At 68.6% G+C, this 22,068-nt stretch carries 19 protein-coding genes and 3 tRNA genes; 12 read left to right on the top strand and 10 right to left on the bottom strand.

Features of this window, described 5'->3' with window-relative positions:
- A tRNA-Asn gene (locus RWN05_RS04495) sits at positions 1–73 on the top strand.
- Between the two features lie 201 nt (positions 74–274).
- Here RWN05_RS04495 and def read toward each other — a convergent pair.
- Positions 275–841 (bottom strand): peptide deformylase, encoded by a 567-nt coding sequence (gene def / locus RWN05_RS04500; protein WP_064293647.1) that lies wholly within the window; start codon positions 839–841, stop codon positions 275–277.
- A gap of 70 nt (positions 842–911) precedes the next feature.
- Between def and RWN05_RS04505 the strand changes: the two genes are divergently transcribed.
- From RWN05_RS04505 to RWN05_RS04515, 3 genes are all read left to right on the top strand, one after another.
- On the top strand, positions 912–1,892 hold the full coding sequence (locus RWN05_RS04505; RefSeq protein ID WP_064293648.1) for a DMT family transporter: 981 nt from the start codon (positions 912–914) through the stop codon (positions 1,890–1,892).
- Between the two features lie 122 nt (positions 1,893–2,014).
- Positions 2,015–3,295, top strand: coding sequence for a glycosyltransferase (locus RWN05_RS04510; protein ID WP_369821876.1), 1,281 nt, complete (start codon positions 2,015–2,017; stop codon positions 3,293–3,295).
- 40 nt (positions 3,296–3,335) lie between these two features.
- A tRNA-Ile gene (locus tag RWN05_RS04515) sits at positions 3,336–3,410 on the top strand.
- Between the two features lie 127 nt (positions 3,411–3,537).
- Here RWN05_RS04515 and RWN05_RS04520 read toward each other — a convergent pair.
- Positions 3,538–4,440: an ROK family protein gene (locus RWN05_RS04520; protein WP_079002356.1), complete on the bottom strand. Its 903-nt coding sequence runs from the start codon at positions 4,438–4,440 to the stop codon at positions 3,538–3,540.
- 216 nt (positions 4,441–4,656) lie between these two features.
- Here RWN05_RS04520 and RWN05_RS04525 point away from each other — a divergent pair, with 216 nt between their 5' ends.
- Positions 4,657–5,160: a DUF3145 domain-containing protein gene (locus tag RWN05_RS04525; RefSeq protein ID WP_064293650.1), complete on the top strand. Its 504-nt coding sequence runs from the start codon at positions 4,657–4,659 to the stop codon at positions 5,158–5,160.
- A 199-nt stretch (positions 5,161–5,359) separates the two neighbouring features.
- Here RWN05_RS04525 and RWN05_RS04530 read toward each other — a convergent pair whose 3' ends face one another.
- From RWN05_RS04530 to aceE, 6 genes are all read right to left on the bottom strand, one after another.
- On the bottom strand, positions 5,360–6,598 hold the full coding sequence (locus tag RWN05_RS04530; protein ID WP_071260783.1) for a beta-ketoacyl synthase: 1,239 nt from the start codon (positions 6,596–6,598) through the stop codon (positions 5,360–5,362).
- A gap of 139 nt (positions 6,599–6,737) precedes the next feature.
- Entirely contained in the window at positions 6,738–6,986 is a 249-nt protein-coding gene (locus RWN05_RS04535) for an acyl carrier protein (protein ID WP_056006457.1), read from the bottom strand.
- A gap of 59 nt (positions 6,987–7,045) precedes the next feature.
- Complete coding sequence (locus RWN05_RS04540) at positions 7,046–8,050, bottom strand: beta-ketoacyl-ACP synthase III (RefSeq protein ID WP_064293652.1); 1,005 nt, start codon at positions 8,048–8,050, stop codon at positions 7,046–7,048.
- A 20-nt stretch (positions 8,051–8,070) separates the two neighbouring features.
- Entirely contained in the window at positions 8,071–8,994 is a 924-nt protein-coding gene (locus tag RWN05_RS04545) for an ACP S-malonyltransferase (protein ID WP_071260780.1), read from the bottom strand.
- A gap of 112 nt (positions 8,995–9,106) precedes the next feature.
- Positions 9,107–10,351: a helix-turn-helix domain-containing protein gene (locus RWN05_RS04550; protein WP_314138713.1), complete on the bottom strand. Its 1,245-nt coding sequence runs from the start codon at positions 10,349–10,351 to the stop codon at positions 9,107–9,109.
- A gap of 16 nt (positions 10,352–10,367) precedes the next feature.
- The gene (aceE, locus tag RWN05_RS04555; protein WP_314138714.1) at positions 10,368–13,094 is read right to left on the bottom strand and encodes a pyruvate dehydrogenase (acetyl-transferring), homodimeric type; all 2,727 of its coding nucleotides are present in this window, start codon (positions 13,092–13,094) and stop codon (positions 10,368–10,370) included.
- A 241-nt stretch (positions 13,095–13,335) separates the two neighbouring features.
- Here aceE and RWN05_RS04560 point away from each other — a divergent pair, with 241 nt between their 5' ends.
- Positions 13,336–13,806 carry a peroxiredoxin gene (locus RWN05_RS04560; protein ID WP_064293656.1) on the top strand — a complete coding sequence of 157 codons (471 nt, stop codon included), beginning with the start codon at positions 13,336–13,338 and terminating at the stop codon, positions 13,804–13,806.
- Between the two features lie 39 nt (positions 13,807–13,845).
- On the opposite strand, the gene RWN05_RS04565 is transcribed toward RWN05_RS04560, so the two are convergent.
- On the bottom strand, positions 13,846–14,370 hold the full coding sequence (locus RWN05_RS04565; protein WP_079002359.1) for a dihydrofolate reductase: 525 nt from the start codon (positions 14,368–14,370) through the stop codon (positions 13,846–13,848).
- Complete coding sequence (locus tag RWN05_RS04570) at positions 14,367–15,176, bottom strand: thymidylate synthase (protein WP_079002360.1); 810 nt, start codon at positions 15,174–15,176, stop codon at positions 14,367–14,369. The genes RWN05_RS04565 and RWN05_RS04570 overlap by 4 nt, the downstream gene beginning before the upstream one ends.
- A gap of 154 nt (positions 15,177–15,330) precedes the next feature.
- On the opposite strand from RWN05_RS04570, the gene RWN05_RS04575 reads away from it, so the two are divergent.
- The 6 genes from RWN05_RS04575 (at position 15,331) to iolD (ending at position 22,054) form a co-directional block, all read left to right on the top strand.
- Positions 15,331–15,403 (top strand) — tRNA-Val (locus tag RWN05_RS04575).
- A 219-nt stretch (positions 15,404–15,622) separates the two neighbouring features.
- Positions 15,623–16,615 carry a 5-dehydro-2-deoxygluconokinase gene (iolC, locus tag RWN05_RS04580; RefSeq protein WP_314138717.1) on the top strand — a complete coding sequence of 331 codons (993 nt, stop codon included), beginning with the start codon at positions 15,623–15,625 and terminating at the stop codon, positions 16,613–16,615.
- On the top strand, positions 16,612–17,538 hold the full coding sequence (locus RWN05_RS04585; protein ID WP_285037795.1) for a class I fructose-bisphosphate aldolase: 927 nt from the start codon (positions 16,612–16,614) through the stop codon (positions 17,536–17,538). The genes iolC and RWN05_RS04585 overlap by 4 nt, the downstream gene beginning before the upstream one ends.
- A 53-nt stretch (positions 17,539–17,591) precedes the next feature.
- On the top strand, positions 17,592–19,094 hold the full coding sequence (locus RWN05_RS04590) for a CoA-acylating methylmalonate-semialdehyde dehydrogenase (protein ID WP_314138719.1): 1,503 nt from the start codon (positions 17,592–17,594) through the stop codon (positions 19,092–19,094).
- 99 nt (positions 19,095–19,193) lie between these two features.
- The gene (iolB, locus tag RWN05_RS04595; RefSeq protein WP_399542880.1) at positions 19,194–20,132 is read left to right on the top strand and encodes a 5-deoxy-glucuronate isomerase; all 939 of its coding nucleotides are present in this window, start codon (positions 19,194–19,196) and stop codon (positions 20,130–20,132) included.
- Positions 20,132–22,054, top strand: a complete 1,923-nt coding sequence (gene iolD / locus RWN05_RS04600) for a 3D-(3,5/4)-trihydroxycyclohexane-1,2-dione acylhydrolase (decyclizing) (protein WP_079002364.1) — start codon at positions 20,132–20,134, stop codon at positions 22,052–22,054. The genes iolB and iolD overlap by 1 nt, the downstream gene beginning before the upstream one ends.
- Positions 22,055–22,068 lie beyond the last annotated feature (14 nt).

Genomic DNA, 22,068 nt, shown 5'->3' on the forward strand with positions numbered 1-22,068 from the left:
TCCTCGATAGCTCAATTGGCAGAGCAATCGACTGTTAATCGATAGGTTGTTGGTTCGAGTCCAACTCGAGGAGCTGTACAGAATCCCTCGGTCCATACGGACCGGGGGATTCGTCGTTCGAGGTCGGTTTCACGAAATCGACGGGGACGCCGTAGACTGGACAACGAGGCCCGAAGACTCCACTCTTCGGGCCTCGTTGCATGTCCGGACACCCTGCGCCTGTCGAGGTGACGCCGTATCGATCGTGCCGGCGTCGTGTCCCCGTCGAGGTGGTTCAGCCCTCGAGGTCGTCGCGACCCGGCAGCCAGGAGATCCCGGGTACGCCCCAGCCCGCCTTGCGGATCGCCTTCGCCGCTCGGCGCGAGTGCGGCAGTTCGAGGCGGTCCACGTAGAGCACGCCGTTGAGGTGGTCGAACTCGTGCTGCAGGATGCGTGCGCGCCAGCCGACGACCCGCAGCTCGACCGGATCACCCTCGAGGTCGGTCCCGATGAGCATGGCTGCTTCCGCGCGACGGAGCGGGTGCCGCTCGCCTGGGACGGAGAGGCAGCCTTCCGACTCGGCCTCCTCGTCGAGCTCGCCCACCGGCGGGGGACTGATCCACAGCACCGGGTTGATCGCGACGCCACGCCACGGCTGGCCGTCGTCGTCCTCGTAGCTGTAGACGAAGAGGCGCAGCGGGACCCCGACCTGCGGAGCCGCGAGTCCGACCCCGGGAGCGAGATCCATGGTCTCGTACATGTCGGCGACGAGGCGCCGGAGGTCGTCGTCCACGGTGGTGACCGGTCGGGCGACGGAATGGAGCACCGGGTCACCGGTCACGTGGATCTCGAGAATTGCCATTGCTCGAGCCTATCCGCTGGGCTCGGCCTGCCGCGCCGGGATCGGCGGGGCTGCGGGGTACCCTCGACGGGTGATCCCCTCCGCCATCGACATCGCCGACCTCGCGGACGACTTCACCCGCAACCCCTCGCAGCTCCTCGGCATCCCGTTCGCGCTCCTCGGCGCGGTCTTCCTCTCGCTCGGCGCGCAGCTGCAGCACCGGGGCGTGGCGAAGGTCGAGTCGTCGAGCGGCACCGACGCGACATCGGGGCTCAACGTCGCTCAGCTCCTGGCGCTGCTCAGTCGGCCGTCCTGGGTGACCGGAACGGTGATGCTCGGGCTCGCGATCGTGCTCCAGCTCGGCAGCCTGTCCCTCGCACCGATCACCCTCGTCCAGCCGTTGGGTGCGGTCGCGCTCGTCATCACGGCGGTGGTGAACAGCAGGATCAGCGGCGTCCGGTTGAACCGTCGATCGGTCGTCGCGATCGTCGCCTGCGTCGGCGGCGTCGGCCTGTTCGTGACGATCGCCGCGGTCTTCACGGGCGAGCACCGGATCACCGAGGCCGAGCTCGTCACGATCCTGGTGATGCTCGGCGTCGTACTCCTGGTGTTCGGGCTCGGCTTCATGGTGTTCCGCTCCCGCTTCACGGCCATCTTCTACATCGTCGGGACCGGCGTGCTCTACGGCTTCGTCGCGACGCTCGCCAAGGTCATCATCGGACGGCTGCAGCAGGGCGAGTTCGACTGGCTCACGGTCCTCTGCGGGCTCGGCCTCGTCGCCGCGAGTGCGCTCGGCGGCTACTTCGTGCAGACCGCCTACTCCTCGGGACCTCCCGACCTCGTCATCGCGGGTCTGACGGTCATCGACCCGATGATCGCCGTCGGCATCGGCATCATCGTGCTGGGGGAGGCGAGCAACGCACCGTTCTGGGCGGGCTTCGGCTTCGTCGTGGCCGGCGCGATCGCCGTGTGGGGCGTCTTCCAGCTCGCTCGCCATCACCCGCAGGTGAGCCAGACGCCGGCGGCCGCAGCAGCTGCGAAGGCCCTCGCGACCGGCGACGCGCCCGCCTGAGCCCTGGAGCCCGAACGGGCTGCAGGTATGCTTGAGCATGGCGTTCCGCGCCGCATCAGGGTCGTGAGCGACCGCCCGCACCCCTCACATCACTGGCCAAGCACAGAGGAATCACCGATACCTTGACTTCTCCCGACGACCAGCACCTCGCGAAGGCGTCCAGCACGACGCCGAGCGCCGACACCCACAAGCCGCTGCGGGTGGTCATCGGCGCCGACACCTTCTCGCCCGACGTGAACGGCGCCGCACGCTTCGCCGAGCGCCTCGCGGCCGGACTCGTCCGCCGAGGCCACGACGTCCACATCGTCGCGCCCGCGGGCTCGCGCAAGTTCGGCACGTGGAAGGAGACCCACGAGGGTCAGACGATGACGGCGCACCGCCTCTTCAGTCTCCGGTGGTACCCGCACGACTGGCTGCGCTTCGCGATGCCGTGGTCGATGCGACGGAACGCCCGGAAGATCCTCGACCGCGTGAAGCCCGACGTCGTGCACCTGCAGTCGCACATCGTGGTGGGCCGTGGTCTCTCGATCGAGGCCGAGCAACGCGGCATCCGCATGGTGGCGACGAACCACATCATGCCCGACAACATCCTCGACTTCACCGTCATCCCCAAGCGCACCCAGGAGTGGCTCGTCCGGACGCAGTGGGCTGCCGCCCGACGCGTGTTCGATCGTGCCTTCGCCGTGACGACCCCGACGCGCAAGGCCGCCGACTTCCTGGAGCAGTTCACGGGCCTGACCGGTGTGCACGCGATCTCCTGCGGGATCGAGGCCGGACAGTACACGCCGTCGTTCGAACCGCGGAAGCGGAACACCATCCTCTTCGTGGGTCGCATCACGAGCGAGAAGCAGATCGACGTGCTCCTGCGCGCGCTCACGAAACTCCCGAAGGAACTCGACGCCCACGTCGACGTCATCGGTGGAGGCGACCAGGCGAAGAACCTCGAGCAGCTGACCCAGCAGCTCGGCATCGGTGACCGCGTCCGATTCCTCGGCAAGGTGTCCGACGATGAGGTGAAGCAGGCCTACACGAACGCCACCGTCTTCGCGATGCCGTCCATCGCCGAGCTGCAGAGCATCGCGACGATGGAGGCCATGGCCTCCGGTCTCCCGGTGGTCGCGGCCGACGCCATGGCGCTGCCCCACCTCGTGCACGATCAGGTCAACGGGTACCTGTTCGAGCCGGGCAACGTCGACGCCCTGGCCGAGCGGCTCGCCACGGTACTCAGCGCCTCGCCCGAGGAGTACCGCCGGATGCAGGACGCATCGTTGGAGCTCGTCTCCGCACACGACATCGAGCGCACGCTCGACACCTTCGAAGCGCTCTACCGCGGCGAGCAGGTCGTCGACCCGACGACCGAGCGTCACACGGCGACCGCAGACCGCCAGGAATCCCGCGACTGACTCCCGCCCGGCGGGCCACTCGGTACACTGGGTTCCGCACGGGGCGGTAGCCAAGCTGGTGAAGGCATTCGGCTCATAACCGAACGATGCGTGGGTTCAAGTCCCACCCGCCCTACCGATATCCGGTCCATGAGCTTGTCGAAGGGGCCCTTCGACAAGCTCAGGGACCGGTGCGGGGTTACTCAGGGACCGGGATGGGGCGGCTCGGGGACCGGTGGCGTTCCGGATCGGGACGTGCGCGTTCAGTCCGCGAGGACGAGGGCGGCAGCGCCGATGAGCGGCCCGTCGGCGTCGAGCCCGGCCGGGACCACGCGCAGCTCACGGGCGTAGGCGTGCAGCGCAGCCGCGGTCGCAGCCTCTTGGACGAGGTCGAGGTAGTCGGGCGAGACCCGCGAGAAGCCGCCGCCGATCGCGACGCGTTCCAGGTCGAGCAGGGTGGTGATGCTGCAAAGGGCTTCGCCGACGGCCTCGGCGGAACGTCGGACTGCGCGGATCGCGATCTCCGTTCCCGTCGCGTAGTCGGCCCCGAGCTGTTCGCCCGTCGCGCCGGTCCATCCCTGGGCGCGCGCCCAGGCGACCGTCGCGGTGCCTGACGCGATGCCCTCCAACGTCCAGGGTGTGCCGACGGCATCCGGCTCGCGTCGGCGGAGTTGCATCTGTCCGAGGTGGCCGGCGTTGCCCGAGGTGCCGGGGACGAGTCGGGATCCGAGGATGATCCCGCCACCGATCCCGGTGGAGACGACGATGCCCATACTGTTCTCGGTTCCGCGGAGTGCGCCCTGCCAGTGCTCGGCCAGGGCGATGCAGGTGCCGTCGAGGCGGAGTTCCACCGGACCGGACGTGAAGCGCCGGAGTTCCGCCACGACGGGGAAGTCGGCGAGTCGGGGGAGGTTGATCGGCGAGACGGTGCCGTCGGTCCTGCCGATGGGGCCGGCCGAACCGATCCCGACTCCGGACACCGGCCCGCCATGGGCCGAGACGCTCCGTTCGGCGGTTCGGAGGATCGACGCCGCGAGCTCCTCGCGGGTGGCCGCGGCGCCCGTCGGACCGCGGAACCGAGTGCCCGGCATGATTCGTCCCTCGGCGTCGACGACGGCCGCTTCGACCTTCGTGCCGCCGATGTCGATCGCCAGGGCCTCGTGCATCACCGCTCCATCCTGGATGGCCCTCGGTCCGGGCCGGCTCCCGATCCAGCGTACTGGGAACGACACGGTTGTCATTCCTCCAGGTCATGGGGCATAATGCTCGTATCGGCGCGAGTCGAACAACTGCATACACGGAGGTCCGGTCAGCCGGACACCGACATGGATCACACTGCATGGGTCGTTGGGGAAGACGCACCCGGACGCAGTGGAGGAATCATGTCGACACCGATGACGAAGGGTGTACTGTTCGTGCACTCGTCGCCTCGCGCGCTCTGCCCGCACCTCGAATGGGCGGCAGGTCGCGCTCTTGGCCGTGCCATCAGTTTCGACTGGGAAGACCAGCCGATCCTCCGCGGTGCGCAGCGTGCCGAGGTCTTCTGGGAAGGCCCGCACGGCACCGGAGCCGCACTCGCCTCAGCCCTGCGCGGCTGGGAGCACCTCCGCTACGAGGTGAGCGAAGACCCGGCCCAGGGCGTCGACGGTGCCCGGTGGATGCACACGCCCGACCTCGGGATCTTCTACGCACAGACCGACAGCATCGGCAACGTCGTCGTCCCGGAGGATCGCATCCGGTACGCCATGGAGGTCGGCGCCGGGAACGCCGCCGAACTCCAGCGCGAACTCCGCGTCGCGCTCGGACAGCCATGGGACGACGAACTCGAGCCGTTCCGTCACGCCGGCGACGGGTCCTCCGTCATCTGGCTGCACAACGTGGGCTGATCCGGCCCCGCCGGCGCGGCGGCACCGCGCACGCGAGACAACTGCACAGACGACAGGGTGCCCACGTGGCGTGGACCGTGCGAGGTCGGTGACACTCCCGGCAGACACGAGGTGACGAAACTGCGGCACCCTGGTCAGTAGACGACGACGGTTAGTGGTGCATGCACCACGACCCGTCGTCGTCTCCGTCGCGGACGGCTCAGTAGCTCCGGAACGCGACGACCGCGTTGTGGCCGCCGAACCCGAACGAGTTGCTGATGGCGAGCAGGTCGCCGGACCCGAGCTCACGCGGCGTCGTGACGACGTCGAGCGGGATCTCCGGGTCCTGGTTGTCGAGGTTGATGGTCGGTGGAATGACCCGGTGGTGCAGGGCGAGCGCCGTGTAGGCCGCTTCGATGGCACCCGCGCCGCCGAGGAGGTGGCCGGTCGAGGCCTTGGTCGCCGTCACGGCGATGTCGTCGAGGTGGGCACCGAAGACCCGACGCAGCGCGTTGTACTCCGCGATGTCGCCGACAGGCGTGCTCGTCGCGTGTGCGTTGACGTGCACGACGTCGTCGAGCGACGCGCCGCCGTTCTCGACGGCCGCACGCATGGCGCGGGCCGCAGCCGAACCCTCGGGGTCGGGAGCGGTGATGTGGTACGCGTCGCTCGTCACCGCACCACCGAGGAGCTCGGCGTAGATGCGGGCGCCACGGGCCTTGGCGTGCTCCTCGGTCTCGACGATGAGTGCTGCCGCGCCCTCACCGAGGACGAAGCCGTCGCGGTCGACGTCGTAGGGACGCGAGGCGATGGCGGGGTCGTCGTTGCGCTTGGACAATGCCTGCATCGCTGCGAAGGACGCGAGCGGGAGCGGGTGGATGGCGGCTTCGGAGCCACCGGCCACGACGATGTCGGCGAGGCCGGCCTGGAGGTGGTCGTAGGCGTTGGCGAGCGACTCGGTGCTGGAGGCGCAGGCCGAGACGACGGTGCGCTCTCCGCCTCGGGCACCGAGGTCCATGCCGATCGCCGCCGCCGGGCCGTTCGGCATGAGCATCGGGACGGTCATGGGGAGGACGCGGCGGGGGCCCTTCTCGCGCAGGGTGTCCCAGGCGTCGAGGAGCGTCCACACGCCGCCGATGCCGGTGGCCCAGTCGACGAGGAGTCGCTCCGGGTCGACCTCGGGGGCGCCGGCGTCCTGCCAGGCCTCGCGCGCGGCGATCAGGGCGAACTGGCTCGACGGGTCGAGGCGCTTGACCTCACGGCGATCGAGGATGTCCGCGGTGGGGACGGCGGCCTGTGCGGCGAAGCGTACGGGCAGCTCGAGTTCTTCAGCCCACGGCTGCTCGAGACGGCTCGCACCGCTCTTGCCGGCGAGGAGGTTGTCCCAGGAGTCGGTGGCGTTGCCGCCGAGGGGAGTGGTGGCACCGATGCCGGTGATGACGATGCGTTTGGTGGTCATTCAGTCAAACCTTCTGTGGAGACGACGAGGGGATCCGAGCCCTGCGGCGGTCGAGCCCGTGTCCGGACGGACGAGCCGCCTCGAACGCCGAAGGGCCGGTCGGCCAACTGCCGGCCGACCCTTCAGCACTGCGCTGGGACTAGCCCTGAGCCTTGACGATGAAGTCGACGGCGTCGCCGACGGTCTTCAGGTTCTTGACCTCTTCGTCCGGGATCTTCACGTCGAACTTCTCCTCCGCGTTGACGACGATGGTCATCATGGAGATCGAGTCGATGTCGAGGTCATCGGTGAACGACTTGTCCAGCTCGACGGTGTCGGTCGCGATGCCGGTCTCGTCGTTGATCAGCTCGGCCAGGCCGGCGAGGACTTCTTCGGTGGACAGTGCCATTGTTCTACTCCTTGGGTGAGGTTTGACCGTAGTCGAGTGTAGTCGCGTCGGGCGTCCTGCTACGGCAGGACGACGACCTGAGCGCCGAAGACCAGTCCGGCACCGAACCCGATCTGCAGGGCGAGACCGCCGCTGAGCTCGGGGTGCCCCTGGAGGAGCCGGTGGGTGGCGAGCGGGATGGACGCCGCCGAGGTGTTGCCGGTGGTCTCGATGTCGCGCGCGATGACGACGGTCTCCGGCAGCTTGAGCTGCTTGGCGAACTCGTCGACGATGCGCATGTTGGCCTGGTGGGGGATGAAGGCCGCGAGGTCGGAGGCCTCGACGCCCGCTTCCTCCAGGGCCTGCTTGGCGACCTTGGCCATCTCCCAGACCGCCCATCGGAAGACCGTCTGGCCCTCCTGGCGCAGGGTCGGCCAGGCGGCGGTGCCGTCGCGGAACTCGGTGAGCGTGCCGCTCATGCCGACGGCGTCGGCCTTCGAGCCGTCGGATCCCCACACCGTGGGGGAGATGCCGGGGAAGTCGCTCGGCCCGACGACGGCCGCGCCTGCTCCGTCACCGAGGAGGAACGAGATCGACCGGTCGGTCGGATCGACGATGTCTGACAGCTTCTCGGCGCCGATGACGAGCGCGTAGTGGGCCGCGCCCGATCGGATGAGTGCGTCGGCCTGGGCGATCGCGTAGGCGTATCCGGCACACGCGGCGTTGAGGTCGTAGGCGGCCGCAGGGTTCGCTCCGACGCGGTCGGCCACGACGGCCGCCATCGACGGGGACTGCTGGACGTTGCTGATCGTCGCGATGAGGACGAGGTCGACCTGCTCGGCCGAGATGCCCGCGGCTGCGATGGCCTCCGCACCGGCTTCGGCTGCGAGGTCGACGGCGCTGACGTCCGCGGACGCCCGCGTGCGGGTGACGATGCCGGTGCGCTGCTGGATCCACTCGTCGGACGAGTTGATCGGACCGACGAGGTCGTCGTTCGGGACGCTGAGGTCTCCGCGAGCTGCGCCGAGGCCGAGGATGCGGGTGAACTCGGGACCGCGCGACTGCTTGAGGGTGGGGGTGGTCATTGACTGGTTCTCCGTCTGCGCTACTGCTGGGCGATGAGGTCGAGGGCTGCCGGCAGGTCGTCGGGGGTCTTGATGGCGACCGTCGGCACGCCCTTCAGGCCGCGACGTGCGAGTCCGGTGAGCGCCCCGGCGGGGGCGAGCTCGATGAGTCCGGTGATCCCTGCGGCGCTGAACGCGTCCATGCACAGGTCCCAGCGTACCGGGGAGGCGACCTGACCGATGAGGAGGTCGAAGAACGCCGTACCCGAGGTGACCTCGGTGCCGTCGTGGTTCGTCCAGATGCGGAGCGTCGGGTCCTGGGGCTCGACCGTGCGGCTCGCCCCGGCCAGCCAGTCCCGAGCTGACTGCATGTAGCTCGTGTGGAAGGCGCCTGCGACCTGCAGTGGGATCACCCGCGTGCCCTTGAGCGGCTCGTCGGCGAGGCGGGCGAGGGCGTCGTGCGCGCCGGCGACGACGATCTGGCCGCCGCCGTTGTAGTTGGCGGGCTCCAGCCCGAAGGAACGGACGTGCGCGACGACGGCGTCCTGGTCGCCACCGAGGACGGCACTCATGCCCGTCGGGGTGGTGGCTGCGGCTTCGGCCATGGCCACGGCGCGTTCGCTCACGAAGCTCATGGCGTCGCTGTCCGAGAGGATGCCGGCGCCATAGGCAGCGGTGATCTCGCCGACGGAGTGTCCGGCGATGCCGCCGAACGGCGCGGCGTCGGTGGGGAGGGCCTTCCGCAGGGCGTCCAAGGCGACGATGCCGGCCGCGACGATGAGTGGCTGGGCCACCGCGGTGTCGCGGATGGTGTCGGCGTCGGAGACGGTGCCGTGCTTGACGAGGTCGAGTCCGGCTTCGTCGGAGAAGCGCGCGAGCGCGTCCTTCGCGGAGGCGTCCTGCAACCAGGGGTCGAGGAAGCCGGGGGTTTGGGAGCCCTGTCCAGGGCAGGCGATGACGATCACCGCTCTAGTCTGCCAACCGGAGGACGCCGAGCAGTGGAGAAACACCACGAACCTTTGGAAAATGTGTTGTGTGGACTCCACAACATGGACCGGTCGAACGGCCCAGCGAGCGTCAGGAGGTCAGCCGACGTCGGGACGGCTCAGGCTCAGCGATGGCACCGAGGATGAGGGCCGCCTGCAGGATGAGCGACTCGCGGGCACCCGTCGCGTCCCACCCGATGACCTCGGAGACCCGCTTGAGGCGGTACCGGACCGTGTTGGGGTGCACGAACAGCTCGCGTGCCGTCGCTTCGAGCGAGCGGCCGTTGTCGAGGTAGCACCAGAGCGTCGTCACGAGCTCGCCGGAGTAGTCCTTGAGCGGGCGGTAGACCCGCTCGATGAGCGTGGTCTTCGCGAGGTTGTCGCCGGCGAGGGCGCGCTCCGGAAGGAGGTCGTCCGCCGCGACCGGTCGAGGTGCGTGACGCCAGGACTTCGCCACGGCGAACCCGGCGAGGGCGGCCTTCGCGCTGCGTGACGCCTCGATGAGGGAGGGCACGGCGTGACCGAGCACCAGGTGCCCCGGACCGAACCCGTGCTCGAGCTTGGCGGCGATGTCGAGGAAGGTGAGTTGTGAGCTCGTGCGGGCGTCTGCGGCCGCCTGTTCCGCCTCCTCGACGGGCTCACCGTCTCCTGGGTCGGTGCTGGGCAGCTCGGCGCGACCGAGGACGAGCACGAGCCGGTTGCCCTGGACGCCGATGAGGACGTCGGCGTCGAGGTGTCGGGCGGTCCGGCGGAGCATGTCGACATCGAGCACCCGTGGGGTCGTCCCGACCAGGACGCAGGCCTCCCCGTGACCGTGCCACCCGAGGGCGGCGATCCGGCTGGGCAACTCGTCGTCGGCCTCGCCACTGAGGATCGAGTCGACGACGAGGGCCTCGAGGCGGGCGTCCCAGAGTCCGCGGGCTTCGGCCGCACGGGCGTACACATCGGCCGAGGCGAACGCGATGTCGCGCGAGTAGAGGAGGATTGCCTCGCGGAGGTCGACGCTTCCGGACGCGACGCGTTCCTCGACCACCTCGACGGTGACCTTGATGAGTTGCAGCGTCTGCTGCAGGCTGACGGAACGGAGCAGCTCGCGAGGAGCCGCCCCGAACACGTCGGCGGCGATCCACGGCGTCGACCGGGGATCGTCGAACCACGAGATGAACGAACTGATGCCCGCCTGAGCCACCAGGCCGACCGCTGAGCGGCGGCCTGGTGGCATCTCGGCGTACCAGGGAAGGGTGTCCTCGAGGCGTTTGAGCGTCGCGGTCGCGAGCTCACCCGAGATCCGGCGGAGCCAGTCGAGTGTCTCGGCCTTCGTCTTCGTCTTCGTCACCGTGGTAGCGATGGAATCAGCTCTCGCCACCCGCGTTGCCGGTGTTGCCGGCGTTCACGTCGTGGAGGCGGTAGCGGTCGATCGCCTGCTGCGGGAGGCTCGCATCGACCTCACCTCGAGCAGCGAGCTGCTGGAGGGTGCGGACGACGAGCGACGGGCCGTCGATCTTGAAGAAGCGACGGGCAGCGGCGCGCGTGTCGGAGAAGCCGAAGTCGTCGGCCCCCAGCGTCGCGAAGTCGCCCGGCACGAACTGACGGATCTGGTCCGGCACGGCGTGCATGTGGTCGGTCACGGCGACGAACGGGCCTGCGGCACCGCTCAGCTTCTCCGTGACGTAGGGCACACGACGCTCCTCCTGCGGGTGCAGGAAGTTGTGCTGGTCGGCGGAGAGACCGTCGCGACGGAGCTCGGTCCAGCTCGTGACGCTCCAGACGTCTGCGGAGACACCCCAGTCGTCGGCGAGGAGCTGCTGCGCCTCGATCGCCCACGGGACCGCGACGCCGGAGGCCATGAGCTGGGCCTTCGGGCCCTGCTTGTCGCTCGTGCTGATGCGGTGGATACCGCGCACGATGCCGTCGACGTCGACACCCTCGGGTTCGACCGGCTGGACGAGCGGCTCGTTGTACACCGTGAGGTAGTACATGACGTTCGGGTCCTGGTGCTCGCCGCCGTACATGCGCTCGATACCGCTCCGCACGATGTGCGCGATCTCGTAGCCGTAGGCCGGGTCGTAGCTCACGACCGCGGGGTTCGAGGAGGAGAGCAGCAGCGAGTGGCCGTCGGCGTGCTGGAGGCCCTCACCCGTGAGCGTCGTGCGACCGGCGGTCGCGCCGATCATGAAGCCGCGGGTCATCTGGTCACCGGCTGCCCAGATGGCGTCTGCGGTGCGCTGGAAACCGAACATCGAGTAGAAGACGTAGACCGGGATGAGCGGCTCGCCCTGCACCGAGTACGAGGTTCCGATCGCCGAGAAGGCCGCGATGGCACCCGCCTCGTTGATACCGACGTGCACGATCTGACCCTGCGGGCTCTCCTTGTAGGCGAGGAGCAGTTCGCGGTCCACCGAGGTGTAGTGCTGACCGTTCGGGTTGTAGATCTTCGCACTCGGGAAGAACGCGTCCATGCCGAAGGTGCGTGCCTCGTCGGGGATGATCGGGACGATCCGGTTGCCGAAGTCCTTGGCGCGGAGGAGGTCCTTCAGCAGTCGGACGAACGCCATGGTGGTGGCGATCTCCTGCGTGCCGGAGCCCTTCTTCGCCGCCGCGTAGGCGGAGTCGTCGGGCAGGTTCAGCTGCGTGTACTTGCTGCGACGCTCGGGGACGTAGCCGCCGAGCGCGCGGCGACGCTCGTGCAGGTACTGGATCGCCTCGTCGTCCTCGCCCGGGTGGTAGTACGGCGGGAGGTAGGGGTTCTCTTCGAGCTGCGAGTCGGTGATCGGGATGCGCATCGTGTCCCTGAAGGTCTTCAGGTTGTCGAGCGTCATCTTCTTCATCTGGTGGGTCGCGTTGCGGCCCTCGAAGCTCGGGCCGAGGCCGTAGCCCTTGATGGTGTGCGCGAGGATGACCGTCGGCTGCCCCTTGTGCTCGCTGGCCGCCTTGAACGCCGCGTAGACCTTGCGGTAGTCGTGGCCGCCGCGCTTGAGGTTCCAGACCTCGTCGTCGGTGTAGCCCTCGACGAGCTTCAGGGCACGCTCGTCGCGGCCGAAGAAGTTCTCGCGGACGTAGGCGCCGTCTTCCGTCTTGTACGTCTGGAAGTCGCCGTCGGGCGTGACGTTCATGAGGTTGAGGAGCGCGCCGTCGGTGTCGCGGTTGAGGAGGTCGTCCCACTCGCGGCCCCAGATGACCTTGATGACGTTCCAGCCGGCGCCGCGGAAGAAGCTCTCGAGCTCCTGGATGATCTTGCCGTTCCCGCGGACGGGGCCGTCGAGGCGCTGCAGGTTGCAGTTGATCACGAAGTTGAGGTTGTCGAGGCCCTCGTTCGCGGCGACCTGGAGCTGACCGCGGCTCTCGACCTCGTCCATCTCGCCGTCGCCGAGGAACGCCCAGACCTGCTGGTCGCTGGCGTCCTTGATGCCACGGTTGGTGACGTACTTGGCGAGGTGCGCCTGGTAGATCGCGTTGATCGGGCCGAGACCCATGGAGACCGTCGGGAACTGCCAGAAGTCCGGCATGAGGCGCGGGTGCGGGTACGAGGAGAGCCCGTGCGGCGCGTGCGACTTCTCCTGGCGGAAGCCGTCGAGCTGGTCGGTGCTGAGGCGGCCCTCGAGGAAGGCGCGGGCGTAGGTGCCGGGGGAGGCGTGGCCCTGGATGTAGATCTGGTCGCCACCGCCCGGGGCGTCCTGGCCGCGGAAGAAGTGGTTGAAGCCGACCTCGTAGAGCGCGGCCGACGACGCGTAGGTGGAGATGTGTCCGCCGACACCGATGCCGGGGCGCTGCGCGCGGTGCACGGTCATGGCCGCGTTCCAGCGGATCCAGGCACGGTAGCGGCGCTCGATGTCCTCGTCGCCCGGGAAGTCGGGCTCGTTCTCCGAGGCGATGGTGTTGATGTAGTCGGTGGTGGGCACCATCGGCACACCGAGGTGCAGTTCCTTCGAGCGCTTGAGGAGGCTCAGCATGATGTCGCGGCCGCGCCCGCGGCCACGTTCGTCGACGAGGGCGTCGAGGGACTCATTCCACTCGGACGTCTCCTCAGGATCGGCGTCTACGTGGTTGGACGAGTATGGATCCTGGTCGTGAACAGTCACCGTCGACCTTTCTCTCGTGGCAGATCGTGCCTGGGTTGTGATGGTGAACTCCATGCGTCCTGATGGGTATGGACGCGGGCGCCACCTTTCACCCTATCCGGTCACCCCAGGGAACGGTGACCGAGCGGCGCACCCCTCCGGGTTTGTGCAGCTGCGGTGCGGGGTTAGGATGTGTGACCGGATCGGACCCGTCCACCGCTCGGGCGATCCGGAGCAGGCGAACCCGCCTGAAAGGACCCTCATGGCACTCGAGAACGACACCCTGGCACCCGACTTCGAACTGGCGAACCAGTTCGGCGAACTCGTCAGGTTGAGTCAGTTCCGCGGCAGTTCGGCTGTCGCCCTCGTCTTCTTCCCGCTGGCGTTCTCGGGGACCTGCACGGGGGAGCTGTGCGAGCTCCGCGACAACCTCAGCCTGTTCACGGACGACCAGGTCACGCTCGTCGGTATTTCCGTCGACTCCAAGCACACGCTGCGGGCGTGGGCGGAGCAGGAGCAGTACGGCTTCCAGCTGCTCGCCGACTTCTGGCCGCACGGCCAGGTCGCCAAGGAGTACGGGGTGTTCCTGCAGGAGAAGGGGTTCGCGAACCGCGCGACCTTCCTCATCGACCAGCAGGGGATCATCCGTGAGAGCTTCATCACGGCACCGGGCGAGGCTCGCTCGCTCGCGGCCTACCGCGCCGCGCTCGAAGAGCTGCGTCAGCCGGCCTGAGCCGTCTCCCGCGCCGGTCGATCCGGTTCGCCGGGCGTCTCAGCCGGTGATGGCGATCTCGGGCGCGCGCTCGTATCGGATGAACCGGTAGGGGACACCGGTCCGAGATTCCGACCAGCCGTGTGCCGGGTCGATCGTGACCGGCACCCACTCCTCGCCGATGGTTGGCGCGAAGGTGTCGCCGGCGACGTCGAGGTCGAGTTCGGTCACCTCGAGCCGGTCGGCGAGCGCGAGCGCTTCGGTGAAGAGACCCGCGCCGCCGGTCACCCACGCCTGGCCGTTGCCGGCGAGCTGCGCCGCCTCGAACGCGTCCTGCAATGAGTGCGCGACGATGGCGCCGTCGGCGGACCAGGCGTGATCGCGGGTGACGACGATGTTCGGGCGTCCTGGGAGCGGACGGAACCGCGGGGGGAGTGAATCCCAGGTGCGACGTCCCATGATCACCGCGTCCGAGCCGGTGAGCGCCTTGAAGTGCGCGAGGTCCTCGGGGACGTGCCAGGGCATGTCGCCGTCGGCTCCGATGACGCCGTTGTGGGCCTGAGCCCAGATGAGCGCCAGGCTCATACGGCGACGGCCGCGCGGATGGCGGGGTGGTGCTGGTAGTCGACGATCTCGAGGTCGTCGTACTCCACGTCGAAGATGCTGTCGCGCTTCGTGTTGATGCGCAGCTGTGGGTAGGGGAACGGTGCGCGCGTGAGCTGCTCCGTCACCTGCTCGACGTGGTTGTCGTAGATGTGGCAGTCGCCGCCGGTCCACACGAAGTCGCCGACCTCGAGGCCGACCTGCTCCGCGACGAGGTGGGTGAGGAGCGCGTAGCTGGCGATGTTGAAGGGGACGCCGAGGAAGAGGTCTGCGCTGCGCTGGTAGAGCTGGCAGGAGAGCTTGCCGTCGGCGACGTAGAACTGGAAGAAGGCGTGGCACGGGGCGAGCGCCATGTTGGGGATGTCGGCGACGTTCCAGGCGGAGACGATGATGCGGCGCGAGTTCGGGTCGGTGCGCAGCTGGTCGATGACCTGCGAGATCTGGTCGATGTGCGAGCCGTCGGGGGTCGGCCAGGACCGCCACTGCACGCCGTACACGGGACCGAGCTCGCCCTGGTCGTCGGCCCACTCGTCCCAGATGGACACGCCGTGTTCCTGCAGCCAGCGGACGTTCCCGTCGCCGCGGAGGAACCACAGGAGTTCGTACGCGATGGACTTCCAGTGCACCCGCTTGGTGGTGATGAGCGGGAAGCCTTGAGAGAGGTCGAAGCGGAGCTGACGGCCGAACACGCTGCGCGTGCCGGTTCCGGTGCGGTCGCCTTTGGTGGCGCCGTGCTCGAGCGTGTCGCGCAGGAGGTCTTCGTACGGGGTGGGGATCGTCGTATCCATCCCCTCGATCGTACGGCCAGCGACCCTCACCGCGCCCGACCGATCGTCCGGTGTCGCGACGGATGCGCGCGGACCCGGGTTGTGGAGCGTTCCGGCTCCGATGGGGACTCCGGCTAGACTCGACGAGTCGCATCGGATGCCTCCATCCGATCGCGGGCCTTTAGCTCAGCTGGTAGAGCGCCACGTTTACACCGTGGATGTCGTCGGTTCGATCCCGGCAGGGCCCACCGGAGAAGAAGCCCCGAGATCATGCGGATCTCGGGGCTTCTTCGTATCCACGGCCCGCCGGCAGGGCTTGGCTCCCCATGTCGGCCGGTTCCCATGGCGTCCCCGCGGTTTGACGGGCGTGTGATCAAGATCCTCGAGTCATGTTCATTTGTTAAGACATTCTGTGTATGCTGGTTCTGGCCGCATCGAACAGCTCACAGAAAGTTGTACAGAGACGTATGACCGCTCCATCAGCCACCACGTACGACGTCGTCACCATGGGACGCGTCGGCGTCGACATCTACCCGTTGCAGGACGGCATCGGCCTCGAGGACGTCGACACCTTCGGCAAGTACCTCGGGGGGAGCGCCGCCAACGTCGCTGTCGCCGCCGCCCAGCACGGGCACCCGACGGCGCTCATCAGCAGAACGGGTGACGACCCCTTCGGTCGATACGTCCACCGCGAACTCGGACGCCTCGGCGTCGCTGACGAGTTCGTCGGTTGGGAGACGGACTTGCAGACACCGGTCACCTTCTGCGAGATCTTCCCGCCGGACGACTTCCCGTTGTACTTCTACCGGAAGCCGAAGGCGCCTGATCTGACGATCACGTCGAAGTCCCTCGACCTCGACGCGATCTACCGCGCGAAGGTGTTCTGGGCGACGGTGACGGGGCTCAGCGAGGAACCGAGCCGCTCGGCCCACTTCACCGCGTGGGAAGCCCGCGCCCGCCGGCCGCTGACGATCCTCGACCTCGACTACCGTCCGATGTTCTGGAACTCGGCCGAGCAGGCCTCCGCCCAGGTCGGGCGAGCGCTCGAACACGTCACGGTCGCGGTCGGCAACCGTGAGGAATGCGAGGTGGCTGTCGGCGAGACGGATCCACACCGCGCTGCAGACGCCTTGCTGGAACGCGGCGTCGAACTCGCCATCGTCAAACAGGGCCCGAAGGGCGTCCTCGCGAAGACGCGCGACGAGACCGTCGAGGTACCGCCGTACTTCGTGGACGTCGTGAACGGGCTCGGCGCGGGGGACAGCTTCGGAGGCGCCCTCTGTCATGGCCTCATCGAAGGGTGGGGTCTCGAGAAGATCCTGCGGTTCGCGAACATCGCCGGGGCCATCGTCGCTTCGCGGCGTGAGTGCTCGACGGCCATGCCGAACTCCGCCGAGGTCCTCGAGATCCTCGACAGCATCAGCACCGTCGGTGCGGCAGAACTCGGAGGTGCCCGATGACCATCGTGAACAACACCAGGACATCGCGCTTCCTTCGTGAAGCCGAGTTCGAGCGCCTGCGCGAGGTCCGCGCATCGGACCCGGCAGCGATCACCCGGGCCCACACCGACCGCCGCCGCCGCGAGCTCATCCGCGGTGACGGTCGGCTCTTCATCGTCGCCGCCGACCACCCGGCTCGCGGAGCCCTCGGGGTGCGCGACGAGACGATGGCGATGGCCGACCGGTACGAGCTCCTCGACCGCCTCGCGCTCGCGCTCTCGCGTCCTGGCGTCGACGGCGTGCTCGGCACCCCCGACATCATCGACGACCTCGCCCTCCTCGGTCTGCTCGACGACAAGGTCGTGGTCGGATCGATGAACCGGGGCGGGTTGCGCGGCGCCGCATTCGAAATGGACGACCGCTTCACCGGCTACGACATTCCCGGCATCGTCCGCGACGGTCTCGACTTCGCCAAGACCCTCCTCAGGGTGAACCTCGGCGATGTCGGATCGGTCGCGACGATCGAGGCGAACGCACGCGCCGTCGACCAGGCCGCCGCGGCTCGGGTGCCGATCATGCTCGAGCCGTTCATGAGCGAGTGGCGCGAGGGTCGGATCGTGAACGACCTCTCGCCGGAGGCCGTCATCACCTCGATCGCCATCGCCGCCGGCCTCGGTTCGAGTTCCGCGTACACCTGGATGAAACTCCCGGTGGTCGAGGAGATGGAGCGAGTCATGGCGGCGACCACCATGCCGACACTCCTCCTCGGCGGCGAGCCGAACGGCCACCAGGACGACGTCTACTCGTCCTGGGAGCGTGCCCTCGAGCTGCCCGGCGTCCGCGGCCTGGTCGTCGGACGCACCCTCATCTACCCCGCCGACGGCGACGTCACCGCCGCCGTCGACACCGCCGCCGGTCTCGTCCACGGCGACCTCCCGTCCTGACGTCCCGCTCCGCTCCGAGCGTCGATCCTCCACAGATTGGAACCACCCGCATCATGAGCACTGACTCCCTCCCCGTCGTCCCGCACTGGATCGACGGCGCTGAAGCCCCCTCCACCTCCGGTCGGACCGCCCCGGTCTACGACCCCGCACTCGGTGTCGCGACGAAGCACGTCGCGCTCGCGAACCAGGACGAGATCGCAGCAGCTGTCGCATCGGCTGCGAAGGCGTTCCCTGCTTGGCGTGACTTGTCGCTCGCGAAGCGTCAGCAGATCGTCTTCAAGTTCCGTGAGCTCCTGGAGGCGAAGAAGGGCGAGCTGGCGGAGATCATCACGGCGGAGCACGGCAAGGTCGTCTCGGATGCGCTGGGTGAGATCACGCGCGGGCAGGAGGTCGTGGAGTTCGCGACCGGCCTCGCGCACCACCTCAAGGGCGAGTTCTCCGAGCAGGTCTCCACCGGCGTCGACGTGTACTCCACGAAGCAGCCGCTCGGGGTCGTCGGCATCATCTCGCCGTTCAACTTCCCCGCGATGGTGCCGATGTGGTTCTTCCCGATCGCGATCGCGGCCGGGAACACGGTCGTGCTGAAGCCGAGTGAGAAGGACCCGTCCGCGGCGATCTGGCTCGCGGAGCTCTGGAAGGAAGCCGGGCTCCCCGACGGCGTGTTCACGGTGCTGAACGGTGACAAGGAGGCCGTCGACGGGCTCCTCACCCACCCCGACGTCCGCGCCATCTCCTTCGTGGGTTCCACCCCGATCGCGAAGTACGTGTACGAGACCGGCACCGCGCACGGCAAGCGGGTCCAGGCGCTCGGCGGGGCGAAGAACCACATGCTGGTCCTGCCCGACGCCGACCTCGACCTCGTCGCGGACTCCGCGATCAACGCCGGCTTCGGATCCGCGGGCGAGCGCTGCATGGCGATCTCGGTGGTCGTGGTCGTCGAGCCCGTCGCGGACGAACTCATCGCCAAGATCGCCGAGCGTGCAGCCACCTTGCGGATCGGTGACGGACGCCGGAACTGCGACATGGGACCGCTGGTGACGAAGGTGCACCGCGACAAGGTCGCCTCCTACCTCGACATCGCCGAAGCCGACGGCGCGACGATCGTCGTCGACGGCCGCAACACGCCCATCGACGGCGACCCGAACGGGTTCTGGCTCGGCCCGACCCTCATCGACCGGGTCCCCACGACCTCGAAGGTGTACACGGAGGAGATCTTCGGACCCGTCCTCGCCGTCGTCCGCGTGCAGTCCTACGAAGAAGGCGTGCAGTTGATCAACGGCGGTGCGTTCGGCAACGGGACCGCGATCTTCACGAACGACGGTGGTGCTGCACGGCGGTTCCAGAACGAGATCCAGGTCGGCATGATCGGCATCAACGTGCCCATCCCCGTGCCGGTCGCCACGTTCTCCTTCGGCGGCTGGAAGGACTCGCTCTTCGGCGACACGAAGGCCCACGGCGCCGAGGGCGTCCGGTTCTTCACCCAGCAGAAGGCCATCACCGCCCGCTGGCTCGACCCCTCCCACGGCGGCATCAACCTCGGCTTCCCCCAGAACTGAGGCACCCCGGCCCGACCGCCCTTCGACAAGCGGTTCCGGATCCTGTCGAAGGGAAGGGCCGAGCGGCAAGATCGAATCACACACGACGGAGTGAACATCATGCAGTGGATGTACGAGCAGGGCGACCTCTCCCGCGACGGCTGGGAGAGCGTCGTCGACGGGGCGACCGAGGGTTGGCAGCACACCGGTCTCCGCGTCGCCGAACTCTCGGGTGACGACGAGCTCGGGCTCCCAGAGGGCGCGGTCGAGCGCATCGTCGTCCCGCTCGCCGGCTCGTTCTCCGTGCAGTGGTCCGACGGCGAGGGGAACGCCGACACCGCGGTGCTCGGCGGTCGAGCGTCCGTCTTCGACGGCCCCACCGATGTCCTCTACCTCGGCGTCGGGACGGCCGGGACGCTGCGCGGTTCCGGCCGGGTCGCCGTCGCCGAGGCACCCGCGAGCACCGCGCTCCCGACCCGCCACGTTCGCGCCGACGAGGTGCCCGTCGAGTTGCGCGGTGCTGGGCGGTCCAGCCGACAGGTGCACAACTTCGGCACGCCGGACGCGCTCGACGCTGCGAAGCTCATCGTCTGCGAGGTCGTCACCCCCGCGGAGAACTGGTCGTCGTACCCCGCGCACAAGCACGACGAGTCGGTGCCCGGCGAGGAGTCGCGACTCGAGGAGATCTATTACTTCGAGTCCGCCGTGTCGAAGGGGCTGACGGCACCGGCGTCCGCCGACCCGTTCGGTATGTTCGCCACCTACTCCTCGCCCGCCGGGGAGATCGACATCACCGCGATCGTCCGCACGGGTGACATCGCGCTCGTGCCGTTCGGCTACCACGGGCCGGCGGTCGCGGCTCCGGGATACGACCTCTACTACCTGAACGTGATGGCGGGTCCCGACGACGAACGGGTCTGGCACATCAGCGACGACCCCGCACACGCGTGGATCCGCCAGAGCTGGGCCGGCCAGGACGTCGACCCGCGCCTGCCGTACACGGCCGATGCGGCACCGCACCACTCGAACGACAGCACCGACGACGAAGGACAGCAGTGATGGCGACGAACCCCAGGACGAAGCGGATGACGGTGAGCCAGGCGCTCGTCGAATTCCTCGGTCACCAGTGGACCGTGGACGGCGACCACCGGGAGCGGACCATCCCCGGCATGTTCGGCATCTTCGGGCACGGCAACGTCGCAGGTCTCGGGCAGGCGCTCAAACAGGCGAACGCACTCGACCCCGACCTCATGCCCTACTTCCAGGCGCGCAACGAGCAGGCGATGGTGCACCAATCCGTCGGCTACGCCCGCATGCACCGACGCCTCGGCACCTTCGCGAGTGCGGCCTCGGTCGGCCCGGGTGCCGCGAACATGCTCACCGGTGCCGCCCTCGCCACCACCAACCGGCTCCCCGCGCTCCTGCTGCCCAGCGACACCTTCGCGACACGCGTCGCCGACCCGGTCCTCCAGCAACTCGAACTGCCGCACGACATCGGCATCACCGTCAACGACGCGTTCCGTCCGCTGTCCCGCTTCTTCGACCGGGTGCAGCGGCCCGAGCAGCTGTTCTCGATCGCCCTCGCCGCCATGCGCGTCCTCACCGACCCGGCCGAGACCGGCGCGGTCACGATCGCCCTGCCGGAGGACGTGCAGGCGGAGACCGTCGAGGTGCCGATCGAGTTCCTCCAGGACCGCGAGTGGCACCTGCGCCGTCCACTGCCGGAACGTGCGGCACTGGCTCGCGCCGTCACGGCCATCCGCGGGGCGAAGCGTCCCATCATCGTCGCCGGCGGGGGAGTGATCTACTCGAACGCGGAGGAGGCACTGCGGCTGCTCGTCGAGGCGACCGGCATCCCCGTCGGCACCTCCCAGGCCGGTGGCGGTTCGCTCGTGTGGGACCACCCCCAGAACGTCGGCGCGATCGGCGCCACCGGGACCACGGCGGCCAACCGTCTCGCGGCGGAAGCCGACGTCGTGATCGGCGTCGGGACGCGCTACAGCGACTTCACCACGGCGAGCCGCACGGCGTTCCAGGCCGAGGGCGTGACCTTCGTCAACGTCAACGTCGCGAGCTTCGACGCGTACAAGCACGGCACGCAGATCGCCGTCATCGCGGACGCCCGCGAGACGCTCGAAGCGTTGCAGACCGAGCTCGCCGGGTTCCGTGTCGACGCCGACCATGCCGAGACCGTCCGCCGCGAGAAAGCGGCATGGGATGCGGTCGTCGACGAGGCCTTCGTGCCTTCCGGACTCGCGCTCCCCGGCCAGGCCGAGATCATCGGTGCCGTGCAGTCGAGCACCGACCCTGAGGACGTGATCGTGCAGGCGGCCGGCTCGCTCCCCGGCGACCTCCACAAGCTGTGGCGCGTGCGGGACGCCCTCGGCTACCACGTCGAGTACGCCTTCTCCTGCATGGGCTACGAGATCGCCGGCGGGCTCGGCGTGAAGCGCGGTGCCGAGGCGAGCGGATCCGACCGCGACGTGGTCGTGATGGTGGGCGACGGGTCGTACCTCATGCTCCACACGGAGCTCGTGACCGCGGTCGCCGAGGGTATCAAGCTCATCGTCGTCCTCATCCAGAACCACGGCTACGCCTCGATCGGACACCTCTCGGAGACGGTCGGATCCGAGCGATTCGGCACCTGGTACCGCAGCCTCGACCCCGAGGCCCGCAACTTCCAGGGCGAGGAGATCCTGCCCGTCGACCTCGCCGCCAACGCGCGCAGCTACGGCGTCGACGTGATCGAGGTCGAGCCCGGCGCCTCGTCGATCGACGACCTCAGGGTGGCCATGGCGACCGCGAAGGCCTCCGACCGGACGACGCTCATCCACATCAACAGCGACCCGCTGCTGTACGCGCCCGACGGCGAGGGCTGGTGGGACGTCCCCGTGCCCGCGGTCTCCGAGCTGCCGAGCACGCAGCGTGCGTACGAGGAGTACGCCGAGATCAAGGCCACCCAGAAGCCGCTGCTCGGCTGAGTGAACGACCAGAA

The sequence above is a fragment of the uncultured Plantibacter sp. genome (assembly GCF_963518075.1).
GTDB classification, from domain to species: domain Bacteria; phylum Actinomycetota; class Actinomycetes; order Actinomycetales; family Microbacteriaceae; genus Plantibacter; species Plantibacter flavus_A.

Coding starts and splice junctions, on each gene's coding strand:
- def (WP_064293647.1), bottom strand. CDS start 841: ATGGCAATTCTCGAGATCCACGTGACCGGTGACCCGGTGCTCCATTCC.
- RWN05_RS04520 (WP_079002356.1), bottom strand. CDS start 4,440: ATGCACGAGGCCCTGGCGATCGACATCGGCGGCACGAAGGTCGAAGCG.
- RWN05_RS04525 (WP_064293650.1), top strand. CDS start 4,657: ATGTCGACACCGATGACGAAGGGTGTACTGTTCGTGCACTCGTCGCCT.
- RWN05_RS04530 (WP_071260783.1), bottom strand. CDS start 6,598: ATGACCACCAAACGCATCGTCATCACCGGCATCGGTGCCACCACTCCC.
- RWN05_RS04535 (WP_056006457.1), bottom strand. CDS start 6,986: ATGGCACTGTCCACCGAAGAAGTCCTCGCCGGCCTGGCCGAGCTGATC.
- RWN05_RS04540 (WP_064293652.1), bottom strand. CDS start 8,050: ATGACCACCCCCACCCTCAAGCAGTCGCGCGGTCCCGAGTTCACCCGC.
- RWN05_RS04560 (WP_064293656.1), top strand. CDS start 13,336: ATGGCACTCGAGAACGACACCCTGGCACCCGACTTCGAACTGGCGAAC.
- RWN05_RS04565 (WP_079002359.1), bottom strand. CDS start 14,370: ATGAGCCTGGCGCTCATCTGGGCTCAGGCCCACAACGGCGTCATCGGA.
- RWN05_RS04570 (WP_079002360.1), bottom strand. CDS start 15,176: ATGGATACGACGATCCCCACCCCGTACGAAGACCTCCTGCGCGACACG.
- iolC (WP_314138717.1), top strand. CDS start 15,623: ATGACCGCTCCATCAGCCACCACGTACGACGTCGTCACCATGGGACGC.
- RWN05_RS04585 (WP_285037795.1), top strand. CDS start 16,612: ATGACCATCGTGAACAACACCAGGACATCGCGCTTCCTTCGTGAAGCC.
- RWN05_RS04590 (WP_314138719.1), top strand. CDS start 17,592: ATGAGCACTGACTCCCTCCCCGTCGTCCCGCACTGGATCGACGGCGCT.
- iolB (WP_399542880.1), top strand. CDS start 19,194: ATGCAGTGGATGTACGAGCAGGGCGACCTCTCCCGCGACGGCTGGGAG.
- iolD (WP_079002364.1), top strand. CDS start 20,132: ATGGCGACGAACCCCAGGACGAAGCGGATGACGGTGAGCCAGGCGCTC.